Genomic DNA, 15919 nt, shown 5'->3' with positions numbered 1-15919 from the left:
AGGACTGATAATAACGATGAGCACTTTCTTTGAGAAAAACTGGTTCAAACTGGCGCTTGGCGCTATTTTGATTGCAATGATCGTTTCCTTCGCCTATAAGCTTTGGGTGAACGGCAGCGAGCCGGACCAGCGCTTGACCGCAATGAAGCAATCACCTGCTTTCTCGCTGCAGGACTTGGACGGCAACACCGTGAATTCCGCAGATACCGACGGCAAAGTGAGACTTGTCTACTTTTTCTATTCGTTCTGCCCGGACGTATGTATGCCTACGACGTTTCTGCTGACACAGGTGCAGGACGAATTGAAGAAAAAAGAGCTGTTCGGCACGAAAGCCGAAATGATCTCCATTACCGTCGACCCGAATCGCGATACGCCGGCGGTGCTCAAAGAGTTCGGAAGCAAGTTCGAATCGAAGCCTGATCCGAGCGGCTGGATGTTCCTTCGCGGTGAAGAGGCGAAGACGCATAAGCTGGCAGAGGATTTCGGCATCATGGTCATCAAAGAGAAAGACGGCAACTTCTCGCACTCCAATGCGATTCTGCTGGTCGACAAAAAAGGGAAGTTGCGCAACTACTACGATGCAAGCAATCCGGAGCTGGATGCGGATCACATCGTTAAAGACGTGGTTACGCTCTCCAAAGAGAAATAATAGCTATTCAAAAGCAGGATCTGTTGAGGGGTATATAAGATACTCTTCCAGACCTGCTTTTTCTAATTGTTGAATCAAGTATTCCTCAGGCGTTCCTTCGACACCGGCGTATCCTTTGCGGGTATAGATTTGTTCGGCGTCCGGGAAGGTGTCGCGGAGCAGGTAGCGAATTTTTTTGCCGGATGAATCGTTGTCGGTGAACAAAAAGACCGGTTTATCGCCAACTTTTTTCCGCAGATCCTCCAGCGTCTGAGAGCTTGGCGTCCCGAAGGTGCACAAGATTTGGACACTGTCATCCACAACGCGTTTTAAACGGGATTTGTCGTTTTTACCTTCTACGATGATAGCGATCGACATAGGGTTCCTCCATCACGTTTTTTTTGTAGTATAACCCGTTTTGCCGCGCGATCCAAGGCAACCGTTCGACGCATGGACGAAATAGCCGCCGACATTTCCCGGGAAATGACAGAGATTGACAGCGCAAATAACGGCTTGAGGAGCTCAAGCCGCCATCGTGAAGACGTGCTATGTCGTAACGGGAGATTTGAAGGTGCGTAAAGGCAAGAGGGAAAGAGCCAGCATGAGAATGAAGAAGGCGATGAAGTAGGAGGATATGTGGTCGCGCAGCTGTCCGGCCACCATCGGGCCGATAAAAGCACCGACGGAGTAAGAGATGGACAGCAGGGAGAAGACGCGCCCGTACCGGTTGCTGCTGGTGATGCCGGCAAGCAGGGCGGCCAAGGCCGGATAGATGACTCCTTTGGCCATCCCGATCAGGAAGAGGGAAACCGGCAGCGGAACCGGCCACTCAATGGCAAGTCCGAAAAATACAACGGCGAGCGCTAAGCTGCCGCAGACGGTGCGGATGAACGGCGCTACTTTATTCAAGAACCAGAACGAAATGCTCAGGAGAGCGCCAAGACTGATTAATGTGAAAAAGACGCCGGACGTCAGAATCGACTCCCGGGCGGATTGCATCAGCGGCAGTTCGAAGAAGAGAATGCCCTGCGAGCAGGATAGCGCCATGGGAATCAGGAAAAACAGCCATGGAACCGACAAGCCCGCAGGCAGCTCGGCTTCGCTCTGCAGCATGCCGTGCCCGTGGTGATCCATAGCCGGAAGTTGGCCGGAGGATGGACCTGCCAGCCGCTTCTCTCTCACGCCGAAGATGGCCAGCACGCCGGTAACGATCAAGATCCAGCCCAAGACGGAGAAAGCTGTCGTAAAACCGATTTTGGCGACCAGAATGGCGCCCGCAGCCGGAGATACGACGGAAGCCAGCGTATGGACGAGGCCGTTGCCCGCCATCAGTTTGCTCTGCTGAATATGGTCTTTGGCCATTCGGGCCAAAAGCGACAAGCAGGCCGGAGACAGGAAGGCAAGTACGAATCCGCTGATCGAGCGGATGTAAAGCAAGTGCCACGGATCCTCGACGGTGGATTGAAAAAGCAAGATGATCCCTGCTACAATCAGGCTAAAGACAATGAAAAATTTACTCCCGTATTTGTCCACGCCGTAACCGGCAAGGAGATTGCCGGGTAAGTGCGTAATCGAGTAGACGCCCATAATTAGCCCTATAAAGGAAGGAGCCGCTCCCAAGGATAAGGCGAACGGAGAAAGAATCGGGTACTGTGCGTGCAAATCGAAAAACGCTACAAACATAAAAAGATACAACCATAGGGCTGTTCGCATGTTCTCACCGCCTCGATGATTTAGTCTTGTCTCTTGTTAAGATGTACGCCGCTCGTCCGATGGATATGACCGTTCCATGCAATTGACACAATTTCGGTTTGGAGGATGTTATGGACGCCTATGTAATCCTTTTGCTTGCTTGTGCAGCTGTATTCCTCGTATTCCGGCTGAGGCAGTCCTTTCGCAAAACGCGGGGGAGAATCGACAAAACGGAGGAAATTCAGCGCAAGCTGGCTGCTTTAAGGAAAAAAAGAGATGAAGACTAGCGATTGCCTGTAGTATGATAGGGGAGATCTTTTTGGATAAATAGGAGGGGTAAGCGTTGGATCAGTGGATTTCATTTGCACAGGATCGTTGGTATTTGCTAGTTGCAGCTGTCATTGTGTTATTCATCGTCATCGGGATCGTCAAAACCGTGGTGAAATGGGTTGTCGTTATCGCAGTTGTAGGCGCTCTGCTCGTTTATGGCGCAAGTTATAAGGATAAAATAAAGGATATTGGGGCAAGCGTTGTCACTCAGGTTGGGGACGAAGTGAAAGACAAAGCGGTCTCCACGTTGACAGCGGAAGCGAAAGAGGCGCAGTTCAAAGCGAATCCGGACGGTTCCTTCATCATCACGACGAAAAGCTTGAAAGTGGAGGGCAAGGCCGGCACGGACGAAGTGCAGGTCACGTTCCTCGGTAAAACATTTAAAATGAATGCGAATGCAGCGCTTAACGCGTTCATCGAACAAGCGAAGAAAAACGCCGGCTAAGCGGCAGGAGGGTGAGTGCGTATGGCGGATATGTCGTGGTTTCAAATGAATTCCATCAATTTAATATCCATTGTGATCGTGCTCACTTTCGCCGGCTCCGTCGTTCAAGGATTCTTCCGCGGCGGCTCAGGCTCTGCCAAGCATCTGCTCTCCATGCTCGTGGAGGCGGTTGTCGTCATTGCCTCTGTGCTTATCGCCTGGAAAATGGTGGGGCTTGTCTCGCCCGTCATCCAAACATGGCTGAAAGAGCAGAATCTGCAGGTGCCTTCCGTAGAAATCAGCAGCCTCCAGCAAGCTTATTATACGGCGATGACAAGCGTTCGCGACTTCCCGCTGCTGCGGTTCGGCGTGCTGTTCCTGATCGGCTATATGATGGTGAAATTGGCGCTGAATTTGCTGGTTGATCCGCTGATGGGCGGATGGCTGGCCCGTCGCGACCCTTACCGGGAACGCGGCAATTCGGTCCTCTCCTCCCTGTCCGGAGGGGTGATCGGTTCCGTTGCCGGCATCGCGCGGGCGCTAATTCTGATCGCCGTTTTATTCATCTATGTGACCTTATTCCCGCACTCCTTGGTCACGCCATATATTGAATCTTCCCAGATGTATCAGAAAGGGGCGAAGGAAGTCATCTCCCCCTTCACCGGAGATTTCATCGCGGACAAGGTGCCCGTGTTCACCCGGGCGGTAGAGCAGGAATTTACGAATATTTTACAGCGTAAATATGAAGTGCTGGACGCGAAAGTTCCCGGCAATATCGTCGATGCGGCCAAAGAAGTGACTGCTAGCGGAAAGACGGATGAAGAGAAAGCCAAGCTGTTGTACCAATGGGTCGGCAGCCGGGTTAAGTATGATTGGGATAAAGTGAAGCTGTATGAAGAACAGCGGATCTGGAAGGAGCAGACGCCGGAGGATACGTTCAATACCCGCGAAGGCGTATGTATCGATTATTCGAGGCTGTATGCCCAGATGGCCAGAGCGGTAGGCCTGGATGTGAAAGTCGTCACGGGCCTCGGCTATGACGGGCAGGGCAGTTACGGTCCGCACGCGTGGAATGAGGTTTACTTGAAGGAATCTAACCAATGGGTTCCTCTTGACTCGACATGGGTGTCCAGCGGCGGCAATTGGTTCAATCCGCCGAACTTTGACCAAACGCATATTAGAGACGCATAGAAGCTGCAAGCCTTTCCTTCGATGACGAAGGGAGGGCTTTTTCTTTAGGGGCAGCCGCCGCTTCAGGAAAAACATGGAGGTTTGCAGAGGTTTTTCTCATCCAATAGTAAATGTGGTAAACTAAAAGGGTGTGATTTTGTTAAGGAGATAAAGGAGTCATGATGAGGAAATCATTGAATGAGTACGAGATGATTTACTTGGATGCCGGGGATACGCTGTTGACGATTCCCGCCGCCCAAACCATATTGAAGCAATATTTGCAGCTGCGTTCCGTGGAGCGGGACGAGGCGCATATCAGTGAACTATTCACGGAAGCTTTCCGTCTATTTTATTATGTTAATAAACAGGACAACTTCGTGGCATGCACGCCGGAGTCGGATCGCGAGTTCTGGGTCCATCTATATCAATACGTGCTGCATAAGCTGGGCATTCACGAGGAATGGACGGAGGAACAGATCTTCCAGTGCTGCCACGAGCTGTACGAAATTTATACGGCGCCCGAATACTATGAGCTGTTTGCCGATGTGAAGCCATTCCTGAAGGCGCTGCAGGACCGGGGCTTCCGAATCGGCATCGTCAGCAATTTCGCGCCTACACTGCAAGCGATCCTGGAGGACAAGGATATCCTGCATTATTTCGATCCGGTCATCGTCTCGACGGAGGTCGGTTTGGAGAAGCCGGACCCGGCGATTTTCAAGCTTGCCCTGGAGCGGGCGGGGGTGGCGGCACGAGATGTCCTGTATGTCGGGGATCACGAAACGAACGATATTTGGGCGCCGGGTCAAGTCGGCATCGATGCGGTTCGCATTCTTCGTTACGATTACCATTCCGGGGAAGGCATCCGTTCCCTGTTGGAGCTTTTGGATGAACAACAAGCTATTGTGTAAGAAAGGATCTGAGTGTGATGAAGCCATCCATTATGGATGACCCCAAGAAAAAAGAAATCACCAAGAAGCGGCATTTCTCGTTTCGGATCAATATATTTTTCTTCATAACGTTCTTATTATTTTCCGTCCTCATCGTACGCCTGGCTATCTTACAATTCGTTCAAGCCAAGGATTTGAAAGCGGCAGAGAATACGAATACGAATCAAACGAACAAAATCGCCCCGATTCGCGGCAACATTTATGATTCGACCAAATCGCCTCTCGCGTATACCATCCCCGTGCAGTCGCTGTTTTTCCGGATCGAACCTTCCCAACAGGATAAAGACGAAGTCATTCGCATGGCGAATAAGCTGAAAACGGAAGTGTTCGACAAATACGGCAAAAAGGATGCCAAACCGATGGAGCCTGCCGATATCGTGCTCGCGATGGATCTGGGCTATGACATTAACAAGAACAAAGTGAAGGACCCGAGCTATTATTGGGTTCCGCGCAAAATCAAAAGCGATCTGTCGAAAGAAGAAATCGCCTATTTGCTGGAGCACCGGGATGAGTTCAAGTGGCTGGAGGTTACGGAAGAGAGCATCCGCACCTACGAGCTGGACGATGACGGTACCACGACGATCGCTCCGCAATTAATCGGCTATCTCAAATCGTATTCCACCGAGAAAGCGAAGGAAATGTACGAGAATAATGAGAACAGCAAGGAGTATCTCGATACCGAAAATGTAGGCTTCGACGGGATCGAGCGCATGTACCAGGATGAGCTTCGCGGCAAGAACGGCTACAAAATATATCCCGTGAACGCAGCGATGAAAATTATCGGACGCGCGACGGTCACGAAGCCGACCAAAGGCAACAATCTGTATCTGTCTATCAACAAGGATATTCAGAAGACCGCGGAGAAAGCGATTGCCGATCAAATCGCCTTCCTGCATACCCCACAGGCCAGAAACGACGCCTATTTGAAATACGGGGCGAATGCCCAGGCAGGCTATGCGGTAGCGATGGAAGTCGATACGGGACGCGTCGTCACGATGGCGAATTATCCCGACTACAATTCCAACGAATGGACAGGCGGGATTTCGCAGGCTACGCTGGATGAGATCGGATCGTATATCTATAACGGTTCGATTACGACCGCTTATCCCAAATATTCGGATAAAGAGCGGCCGAAGCATCCTTCCTCCATTGTATTCATGGGTTCCACGATCAAACCGTTGTCCGTGCTGATCGGATTGACGGAGAAGCTCTTTACGGCGGGCGAGACGTATTACGATTCCGGCTCCTTCACATTCGGTAAAACGGCTTCCGCGAGTACGATCCGAAATTCGGATGGACATGCTTATGGACCTTTGAATGCTTCGACGGCTATCGAACATTCGTCCAATACGTATATGTCGGCCAAAATCGGTATCCCCTTCTATCAGAAATACGGTGGCGAGAATGTCGCCGTCACGGACAAATGGGCGGACTACCTGGCGAAGTTCGGCATCGGCGTCAAGACCGGCAGCGGACTGCCCGGTGAAACTGCCGGTTCGAACGATTTTGCCAAAAACGCCAAAAAAGACAGCTATCAGTCCGCCATGGTGTATGCATCATGGGGACAGAACGAGAAAACGACGACGCTGCAGCTCGCGCAGTACGCGGCGACATTGGCCAGCCGCGGCAAACGAATGAAGCCGCTGTTCGTGGATGAAATCCGCAGCTTCGAGGGCGATCTCGTCAAGAAGGTCGAGCCCGAGGTCTTGGAGGATTCCAGCGCCATGTTCTCGAAGAATGATTGGAACACCATTATTCACGGTATGAAGAGCGGCGCCGAAGGGATCGAGGAGCTGCCGTACAACGTTGCGCGCAAAACGGGAACCTCGACGCAAGCGGTCTCCGGCGGAACGATAGATAACGCCGTGTTCATCGCCTTCGCACCCGTGGAGAATCCGAAGCTGGCCGTAGCCGTCGTCGTGCCGGAGGGCGGATTCGGGCGTTACGGGGCATCGCCGATCGCGGCGAAGATTTTCCAAGCGTATGACGCGGCCAATGAGGGCATCCTGACGAAGCTCGGCGGCGGGAAGCGCCCTTGGTAAACAGGTATACAAAACCTTCAACCCTCATATATGAGGAGTTGGAGGTTTTTTTACGCTGTCCGGCTGAACTTTACCGGGGTTCATCCGTCTATTTAGGAGATGAGAAAGAAAGGATCTGTTCAAGGATGAAATCGCCGATTCTGGATGATCCGAGGAAACAGGAAGTAGCGAAGAAGAAGCATCTGTCCGTGCGGATCAATATTTTTTTCTTTGTCGTATTTATCTTATTTTCTATGCTGATCGTCCGTCTGGCGATGCTGCAGTTCGTTCAGGCCAAGGAGCATAAGGCGGCGGAAAACAGGAACGGTACGCAAACCGTGCAGATTGCCCCCATTCGCGGCAACATTTATGATGCTACGAAATCGCCGATTGCTTATACGATCCCAATGCAGTCGCTCTTTTTCCGGATTGATCCCGCCGCACAAAAGTTGGACGATCTGATCGCCATGGCCGAGCGGCTCAAAACCGACGTATTCGACAAATATGCCAAGCCCGGCTCCAAAAGCCCGACGCCGGAAGAGATCGTTCTTGCCATGGATATCGGGTATGATATTCACAAGAATGAAGTCAGAAAGCCGAGCTATTACTGGGTGCCGAGGCGCATTAAGGCGGACTTGTCCAATGAAGAAATCGCTTATCTGCTGGAGCATCGGGATGAGTTTCAATGGTTCGACGTAACGGAAGAGAGTATCCGTACTTATGAAATGGACGATGACGGCTTGACGACGATCGCTACGCATTTGGTAGGCTATACGAATTCCTTTACTTCGCCGACCGCCAAGGAAATGTATAAGGACAGCCCCATGATTAAGGAATATTTGAATACGGAAACGGTCGGGTTCGACGGCATTGAGCGGATGTATCAAGATGAGCTTCGCGGCATGAATGGCAGTAAAGTATATCCGGTTGACGCCACGAATAAAATTATTGGACGCGCGGAAGTGACGCCGCCCGTCAAAGGCAACAATTTGTATCTAACGATCCACAAGGATGTCCAGAAAGCAACGGAAAGAATGCTGGAGGACCATCTCCGCTATTTGCGCAGCCCTTCCCATGCAGGAGACCCTTATTTGAGGACCGGTATGCAGGCGGCTTCCGCATTCGCCGTTGCGATGGAAGTCGATACGGGGCGCGTCGTCACGATGGCGAACTATCCGGATTACGATGCGAACGCATGGACCGGCGGCATGCCGTCGAGCATTTATAAGGAGATCGAAACCTTCATCCCTAACGGCAGCATACGGACCGCCAAAGCCAAATATCCGGATGCCAAAGAGAACGCGAAGCACCCGTCGTCCATCGTTTTCATGGGTTCGACGATCAAGCCGTTATCGGTGTTGATCGGACTGAAGGAGAAATTTTTCAACCGGTATGAGAAGTCGTATTACGATTCCGGTTCATTCACCTTCGGTCGGGGCGGCGGCAGCACCATCACGAATTCGGGCAAAACGGCTTACGGCTATCTGGATGCTGCAGGGGCGATTGAGCACTCCTCCAATACGTTCATGTCCGAGCGAGTGGGCATCCCGTTCTGGAACAAATATGGCAGGGAGAATCCGGCTGTGACGGCCAAATGGGCCGAGTATCTGGCCAAGTTCGGGATGGGAATCAAGACGGGCAGCGGTTTGCCTGGGGAATTCGCAGGTGCCAACGATTTTATTAGAAATGCGGAGAATGACAGTTACCAGTCGGCGATGGTGTATGCGTCCTGGGGCCAGAACGAAAAGACGACAACGCTGCAGCTTGCCCAATATACCGCTACTTTAGCGAGCCGCGGGAAACGGATGAAGCCGATATTCGTTGATGAGATCCGCAACTACCAGGGGGACCTGGTACGTAAAGTCGAACCTGAAGTGCTGGACGATTGGGGAGGAGAATTTGCTGACGAGGATTGGAGCACGATTATTCACGGGATGAAGAGCGGTGCGGAGGGCATCGAGGAGCTGCCGTTCAACGTAGCGCGCAAAACAGGAACCTCGACGCAGGCTGTAGCGGGCGGCTCCGTAGAGAACGCCGTATTCATCGCCTTCGCGCCAGTAGAGAATCCGAAGCTGGCCGTTGCGGTCGTCGTGCCGGAGGGCGGATTCGGACGCTATGGGGCCTCCCCGATTGCGGCGACCATTTTCCAGGCTTACGACGCAGCCTACGATAATATTCTGACGAAGCTGGGCGGCGGGAAGAAGCCTTGGTAAGGAACAGTACAAAGAGGATGTCCGGGAGACATCCTCTTTGCTTTGTTCGGCAGAGCCTGAATTATTTAACCCGTATCCATACCGCCATCTCGCCAACCCCGCGATTCCCCCATTGGAAATAAGGGATGGCCCGCAAGGTAACAGGCTCCGGCGACGGCCCCCAGCGGCGGTACGGAAGCTCATCCTGCTGCCACGAATCCGCAGCAGCTTCCTTGTAGCCGTGTGCCGTAATGAACATCGTGCCGCCAAGCGTATCCGTGTCCGCCTCCGTCTCAAGCCGCGTGCCGCTCTGCAGGCTGAGGCCGGCGAGCGGTGCGCCGTTATCCGCCTGCTCGAGGCAGTAGACGAGCGGCCCTCGCTGGATGGCGGCTTTCCCTGCGTTGCTGCGGATGAGCGGACTGGCTTCGATCAGTTGAGCCTCCATCCCCAGCTGCCAGGTCACGACGTCGCCGTCCGCCCACACCCGGTCGACGACCGCATAACCGCTGTCCATCTGCAGCGCCTGCTCCTTCACTCCGTTGATGAGCAGCTGCGGCTCGCCTTCGCACCAGGAAGGGACGCGCAAGGCCAAGGCGAAGGCGTGCGGCTGCGCCAAGCTGAGGCGCAGCGTCGTCTCTCCGTGCCAAGGCAGCGAGCTCATCTGCTTCAAGCCGACGGAGACGCTCCCGTCCAGCGTAATCGTTGTTTCGCTGCCGATAAACAGATGGCAGTTGATCCTTCCTTCCTCCGTCGTATACATATAGCTGCCCAGCGAAGAAAGGATCCGCGCCAAATTTGGCGGGCAGCAAGCGCAGCCGAACCACTTCTGGCGCTCCGCTTTTACGTGGTGCTTGCCGGGATTGCCTGCCGAAGCTTCCGGCCATACCTCCAGCGGATTCACATAGAAGAAGCGCGTCCCGTCCTGGCTCATGCTGCCGATGATGATGTTGTACAGCGCACGCTCGATCACATCCGCATATTCGCTTCGCGTCTCGAGCCGCAGCATCCGCTGGGCGAAGAACACCAGACCGATCGAAGCGCACGTCTCGGCATAGACCGTGTCGTTAGGCAGATCGTAGTCGAAGGTGAAGGCTTCCCCGTGATGCGTCGAACCGATTCCGCCGGTTATGTACATTTGCTTCCGCGTCGTATTCGCCCACAGCTTCCGGCAAGCCGCAAGAAGCCGCTCGTCGCCTGTTTCCCGGGCCAGATCAGCCATGGCGGTGTACATGTAGACAGCTCTAACCGAATGGCCGACGGCCGTATCCTGTTCGCGCACGGGCAGGTGGTTCTGTTGATACTTCGCATTCAACGCCGGATTTGCCGATTGGCCTGCGCGGTAATGAGACGTTCGGCCGCGGCGCTCCCATTCCATCTCGAAGAAATCAGGGCGCTGTCCCCGTTCGTCGATGAAATAGCAGGCAAGCTTCAAGTATTGATCATTCTGCGTCACCGTATACAGCTTGACCAGCGCAAGCTCGATTTCTTGATGCCCGTCATACCCGCGCAGTTTCCCTTCCTCACGGCCGAACGTATCGCCGATATGATCGACGAAGCGGCACATCGCATCCAAAAACTTCCTTTTGCCGGTGGCTTCGTAATAGGCCACGGCAGCTTCAATCATATGCCCTGCACAGTATAACTCATGGCATTCATGCAAGTTCGTCCACCGTTTGCCCGGCTCTTTGATGGTGTAATAGGTGTTCACGTAGCCGTCGCTATGCTGTGCCTTGCAAATAAGCTCGATCGTCTCATCGGCGATGCGTTCCAATTGCTCGTCGGGATGAGCCTGAAGCGAGTAGGCGACAGCCTCCAGCCATTTGGCAAGATCCGAGTCTTGGAACACCCAGCCGTGATAGTCCCCGGTTTCCAACCCTGCGGCTATCCGGAAATTGCGAATGGCGTAGCTGGGCTCGGCGCCGGGTACGCGGTCGTTGAGCGCTTCCCATTGATAGGGGATCACCGTGTCCCGGACAAGGGAGACATAACGGTTCCAGAAATCATCGTTAATCGTAATCTGGTTTAAAGGCAGCTGATGCTTGGCCCGAAGCAGCGTGCTTGACATGGTGCAACCTCCTCGATTTTAGCGGAAATAGGCTTTGCTTTCCCCCATTATATGAGGGATACTGGTAGAGAAACAGGCGGAAATACAACCATTTATTTATAAAATTTCACACTTGAGGATGGTTCGAAATGAGAGAAATTTCCCTTACCGCACCGCCTTTGCCCTATTATCTGGAGAGCGGCTACAGTGTGTACCAAGCGGGAGACACGCATCCGGACCGTACAGGATTAGGCATGTATGATCTCGTCTTCATAACGAAGGGAACGTTGTATTTGGGGGAAGAGGAGCGGGCGTGGACCTTGACCGAAGGGCATTATGCGCTGCTGCTGCCGGATAAATATCATTACGCCGTGCGGCCTTGCGAAGCGGAGTGCCGGTTCTATTGGCTTCATTTCCAAACCGTGACCCCATACAGGTTCAAAGAAGACAAGCTCCCTTCGCGCAACGAATTCGCGCTCCCGCAAACAGGCGAAATCACGCTGCCCCAGCAGGGCGAGGTGCCCGATCCCGCCGGACTGGAGCAGCTGTGGAGCCGGCTCCAGGAGCTTGCCGTTACGGCAAAATCGGTGTCGTTCTGGGAGGAGCAGGTTGTGTTTGCCGACATATTGCGGATGTTGGAATCGGGGAACCGGCCCGAAGTGCGGACCAAGGTCCACCTGCTGGCGGAACAGATCGAAGCCTTCCTGAAGCGGCATTATTCGGAGGATATCTCCAATGAGTCCTTGTCCCGCGTGTTCCATTTTCACCCGAACTATTTGGGCAGGTGCATGAAGCAGGTATACGGCTGCACGCCGCTGGCCTACTTGCACGCTTACCGGATCGAGCAATCGAAACTGCTCCTGCTGAAGACGCAGGGGTCGATGGAACGCATTGCCGAGCAGGTCGGCTTTCATCATGCCGCCTATTTCTCCAACTGCTTTCGCGCCGCAATGGGGCTGTCACCGCTGGCGTACCGCAAGCAGTTTACGAGAGGAGGAACCGTTCCGCCGTCCTGAGCATATGCTGTTGCCAAGGAGGGAAACCTTCTTGTACGCCAAAAGTTGCACGAAGTCAACTTTTGTGCGCAAAGGAAAGGTGGGGCAGGCATGAAAAAGACTCGATTGACGGCTTCGTTGAAAAGACTTCTGATTACCTTCATTTTCCTATGACAAACAGCGGATTGCGTACTTTCATCCTATTTCCAGAATGACGGACGGATATGGTATACTAGTGTATCGGTAGTCGAGAGATAGTTTGATGATGGTACGGAGGAGTGAGTTTCACCATGTGCGGTATTGCGGGTGTTATGTATTTTGAAGATAGAGAACCAACTGTAGCCATGCTGCAGCAAATGACGGATGTCATCGTCCATCGGGGTCCGAACGATTCCGGCTTCTGGACGGATAATCGGATCGGTTTAGGCTTTCGCCGGTTGTCCATTATCGATATCCAAGAGGGACACCAGCCATTGACGAACGAGGATGATTCGGTCTGGATCATTTTTAACGGAGAAATTTATAACTACAAGGAACTTCGCGGGATGCTGCAGGAGCGCGGCCATCAATTCCGTACGCACAGCGATACGGAGGTCATCGTTCATCTGTACGAGGAGTTCGGCGAGGAGTGCGTCAAGCACTTGCGCGGCATGTTCGGATTCGTGATCTGGGACAAAAGGAAGAAGCAGCTGTTCGGAGCGAGAGACCATTTCGGCATCAAGCCGTTTTATTATCATGTCAACGACCGCCAGTTTTTGTTCGGCTCCGAGATCAAGAGCCTGCTGGCTGCGGACGGCATGAACCGGTTGATTCACACGGACAGCTTGCTGAATTATTTGACGTTCCAGTACGTGCCTGAACCGAATACGATGTTCCACGGCATTCATAAGCTGCCGCCGGCCCATTATGTGAAAATAACGTTCGACGGCAACATGTCGATACATAAGTATTGGGATCCGATGTTCGAGCCGGAGGAGCGCCCGTTCGATGAGTATGTGGAGCAGATCCGCGAGACGCTGAAGGATTCCGTCAAGCATCACCTCGTCAGCGATGTGGAGCGCGGCTGTTTCCTGTCCAGCGGCATTGACTCGACGGCGATCGCCACTCATATGCGGAATATCGAACCGATTCGCACGTTCTCGGTTGGCTTCGAAGGCGCCAACAACGAAACGGTGATCGCCGCCCAGACGGCCGCGACATTGGGTACGGAGCATTATGACAAAGTCATCACGAAGGATGACTATTTCAGTTCGCTGCCGAAGGCTATCTGGCATCAGGACGAGCCAGTCGCCGACCCTTCGGCGATTGCTCTCTATCACGTCGCGCAGCTGGCTCGCGAGCACGTGACGGTCGTTCTGTCCGGGGAAGGCGCGGACGAATTGTTCGGCGGCTACCGCATTTACCGGGAGCCGCAGTCGCTCCGACCGATCGATCAGCTGCCGCATCCGATCAAGCGCATGCTGAACCGCTTCGCCCGGATGCTTCCGAGCGGCGTGAAAGGGCGCAACTATGTGCTGCGCGGCACGACGCCGCTCGAGGAGCGCTTCCTCGGCAACGCGAAGATTTTCTCCGAGGATATGAAAGCGGAGATCCTGCGTCTGGACCACGAGATGCTGCGAGCGTACAAGAATCCCGTGCAAATTGCCGGGGACTATTACAATAAGACGAAACATCTTGATCCGGTTAGCCGTATGCAGTATATCGACATGAATCTATGGATGCCCGGCGATATTCTGATGAAGGCTGACAAGATGACGATGGCGCACTCGCTTGAGCTGCGCGTCCCTTTCCTGGATAAAGAGCTGTTCGAGGTGGCGCGCCGTATTCCGGCGAGATACCGGATCGCGAACGGAACGACGAAGTATATTTTCCGCAAAGCGATGGAGGGGATCATTCCGGATCCGATTCTGAACCGTCCGAAGCTTGGCTTCCCGGTGCCGCTCCGCGATTGGGTGAACGGATCGATGGGCGATGTGCTGCTGGAGCAAATCAAATCGAGCGGGATCGAGGATTACATCAATATGGACACCGTGGAACGCATGCTGCAGAAGCACCGCAGCGGTCAGGGCGATTATGCGCGCCGCCTGTGGACGATCTATATTTTTGCTCTCTGGCATCTGACGTTTATGGAAGAACTGCCTAAGAAAGTGCTCGCGGCTTACTAGGTTTAAGGAAGATACTTAAGGGAACAGGGGATGGAACAACATGGGACCGTTTAAGTTAATCGCCCTCGATATGGATGGCACGCTGCTGGATGAGGAGAAGAAAATATCGCCTGACAATGCGGAAGCGATCCGGCAAGCTGCGGCTGCAGGCAAAATTGTCATGATGTCGACCGGACGCGGCGCCGTCAGCGCGATGCCGTATATTCAGGAGCTGGGGCTGACGTCGCCTATGGTTGTCGTGAATGGCGGCGAGGTATGGGAAGCGCCGGGCAAGCTGCTGCGGCGGACGCTGCTTCCGGTGGAGACCGTGAGCAAGCTGCATGAATTGGCATTGGAGCATGATTGCTGGTGGTGGGCGTACTCCGTAGACGGCATCTTCAACCGCGAGCGCGAGGGGCTCGACATCGCCAACAGTGAATGGCTGAAGTTCGGGTACTTCTCCGAGAATGCCGAGAAATTGGAGCGCATCCGAAGTGCGGTCAGCAGTTGGGGAACGCTCGAGATCACCAATTCCCATCCTTCGAACATCGAGATTAATCCGCTGGGCATCAGTAAAGCGAGCGGTTTGGAGGCGGTTTGCCAGCTGCTTGGCATTCAGATGTCGGAGGTCATCGCGATGGGGGACAGCGAGAACGATATCGCGATGATTCGTGAAGCGGGGCTTGGCGTCGCCATGGGCAATGCGCAGGATGAGGTCAAGCGAATTGCCGATATTACGACGGTAACGAATGAAGAGAGCGCAGTCGCCAAGATCATACATACGTATTTGCTGAAGTCATAGCCATTCGCCTTTTTATCCAGTAAACAACGGACGGAGATGGGCACATGATTGCATTAGCCTGGAGTTTGGTCATTCTTTTATTTGTTGTGGGAATGCTTGGCGCCGTATATCCGGTGCTGCCCGGAGTTCTGGCCATTTATGCCGCGTTCTTCATCTACGGCTGGCTGGTCAGCTTCGAACCGTTCGGTTGGGTGTTCTGGACGACACAGACGTTGATTGTCATTATCATCCTTGTCGCCGATTATGCGGTCAGCGCCATGGGCGTGAAGAAGTTCGGGGGTTCGAGAGCGGCTGTGATCGGGAGCACCATCGGGTTAATTATCGGGCCCTTCGTTATACCCGCTTTCGGTTTGATTATCGGACCTTTCGTCGGCGCCGTCATCGGAGAGCTGATTATCGGCACCTCCTGGCAGAAGGCGGTTACCGCCGGGATCGGCTCCGTGCTTGGCTTCTTCGCCAGCAGCGCAGTGAAAATCGTCCTGCAGCTGGCGATGATTATTCTTTTCTTGTTCTGGGTGTTTTTTTAAATT

General features: G+C 53.5%; 14 protein-coding genes. 11 read left to right on the top strand and 3 right to left on the bottom strand.

Features of this window, described 5'->3' with window-relative positions; genetic code table 11:
• Positions 1–16: 16 nt before the first annotated feature.
• A complete protein-coding gene (locus J2X61_RS16575; RefSeq protein ID WP_274472418.1) occupies positions 17–649 on the top strand; it encodes an SCO family protein in 633 nt (210 codons plus the stop codon).
• Positions 650–652: 3 nt separating this feature from the next.
• Here the strand turns inward: J2X61_RS16575 and J2X61_RS16570 are convergent, their stop codons facing one another.
• Positions 653–1006 carry a toprim domain-containing protein gene (locus J2X61_RS16570; RefSeq protein WP_274472419.1) on the bottom strand — a complete coding sequence of 118 codons (354 nt, stop codon included), beginning with the start codon at positions 1004–1006 and terminating at the stop codon, positions 653–655.
• Between the two features lie 168 nt (positions 1007–1174).
• Positions 1175–2341 carry an MFS transporter gene (locus tag J2X61_RS16565; protein WP_274472420.1) on the bottom strand — a complete coding sequence of 389 codons (1167 nt, stop codon included), beginning with the start codon at positions 2339–2341 and terminating at the stop codon, positions 1175–1177.
• Positions 2342–2439: 98 nt separating this feature from the next.
• Here J2X61_RS16565 and J2X61_RS16560 point away from each other — a divergent pair, with 98 nt between their 5' ends.
• The 6 genes from J2X61_RS16560 (at position 2440) to J2X61_RS16535 (ending at position 9425) form a co-directional block, all read left to right on the top strand.
• Complete coding sequence (locus J2X61_RS16560) at positions 2440–2607, top strand: hypothetical protein (RefSeq protein WP_310189216.1); 168 nt, start codon at positions 2440–2442, stop codon at positions 2605–2607.
• Positions 2608–2663: 56 nt separating this feature from the next.
• Positions 2664–3095 carry a hypothetical protein gene (locus tag J2X61_RS16555; protein WP_274472421.1) on the top strand — a complete coding sequence of 144 codons (432 nt, stop codon included), beginning with the start codon at positions 2664–2666 and terminating at the stop codon, positions 3093–3095.
• 21 nt (positions 3096–3116) lie between these two features.
• Positions 3117–4265 carry a transglutaminase domain-containing protein gene (locus J2X61_RS16550; RefSeq protein ID WP_396135457.1) on the top strand — a complete coding sequence of 383 codons (1149 nt, stop codon included), beginning with the start codon at positions 3117–3119 and terminating at the stop codon, positions 4263–4265.
• A 158-nt stretch (positions 4266–4423) separates the two neighbouring features.
• Complete coding sequence (locus J2X61_RS16545; RefSeq protein WP_274472422.1) at positions 4424–5152, top strand: HAD-IA family hydrolase; 729 nt, start codon at positions 4424–4426, stop codon at positions 5150–5152.
• Between the two features lie 14 nt (positions 5153–5166).
• Positions 5167–7233 carry a peptidoglycan D,D-transpeptidase FtsI family protein gene (locus J2X61_RS16540; RefSeq protein ID WP_379240953.1) on the top strand — a complete coding sequence of 689 codons (2067 nt, stop codon included), beginning with the start codon at positions 5167–5169 and terminating at the stop codon, positions 7231–7233.
• A gap of 125 nt (positions 7234–7358) precedes the next feature.
• Positions 7359–9425: a peptidoglycan D,D-transpeptidase FtsI family protein gene (locus J2X61_RS16535; RefSeq protein WP_274472424.1), complete on the top strand. Its 2067-nt coding sequence runs from the start codon at positions 7359–7361 to the stop codon at positions 9423–9425.
• A 61-nt stretch (positions 9426–9486) separates the two neighbouring features.
• On the opposite strand, the gene J2X61_RS16530 is transcribed toward J2X61_RS16535, so the two are convergent.
• Positions 9487–11469 carry a glycoside hydrolase family 127 protein gene (locus J2X61_RS16530; protein WP_310189213.1) on the bottom strand — a complete coding sequence of 661 codons (1983 nt, stop codon included), beginning with the start codon at positions 11467–11469 and terminating at the stop codon, positions 9487–9489.
• 128 nt (positions 11470–11597) lie between these two features.
• Between J2X61_RS16530 and J2X61_RS16525 the strand changes: the two genes are divergently transcribed.
• The 4 genes from J2X61_RS16525 (at position 11598) to J2X61_RS16510 (ending at position 15916) form a co-directional block, all read left to right on the top strand.
• Positions 11598–12464, top strand: coding sequence for a helix-turn-helix transcriptional regulator (locus J2X61_RS16525; RefSeq protein ID WP_274472426.1), 867 nt, complete (start codon positions 11598–11600; stop codon positions 12462–12464).
• A gap of 269 nt (positions 12465–12733) precedes the next feature.
• The gene (gene asnB / locus J2X61_RS16520) at positions 12734–14608 is read left to right on the top strand and encodes an asparagine synthase (glutamine-hydrolyzing) (protein WP_274472427.1); all 1875 of its coding nucleotides are present in this window, start codon (positions 12734–12736) and stop codon (positions 14606–14608) included.
• A 40-nt stretch (positions 14609–14648) separates the two neighbouring features.
• Entirely contained in the window at positions 14649–15389 is a 741-nt protein-coding gene (locus J2X61_RS16515) for a Cof-type HAD-IIB family hydrolase (protein ID WP_274472428.1), read from the top strand.
• Between the two features lie 44 nt (positions 15390–15433).
• The gene (locus J2X61_RS16510; protein ID WP_274472429.1) at positions 15434–15916 is read left to right on the top strand and encodes a DUF456 domain-containing protein; all 483 of its coding nucleotides are present in this window, start codon (positions 15434–15436) and stop codon (positions 15914–15916) included.
• The last annotated feature ends 3 nt before the right edge of the window (positions 15917–15919 follow it).

Origin of the sequence: Bacillus sp. 3255, from assembly GCF_031456485.1 — a bacterium.
Taxonomy (GTDB): domain Bacteria; phylum Bacillota; class Bacilli; order Paenibacillales; family NBRC-103111; genus Paenibacillus_E.
The sequence above is the reverse complement of the archived record's forward strand: the minus strand, read 5'-3'. Positions and strand labels throughout refer to the sequence as shown.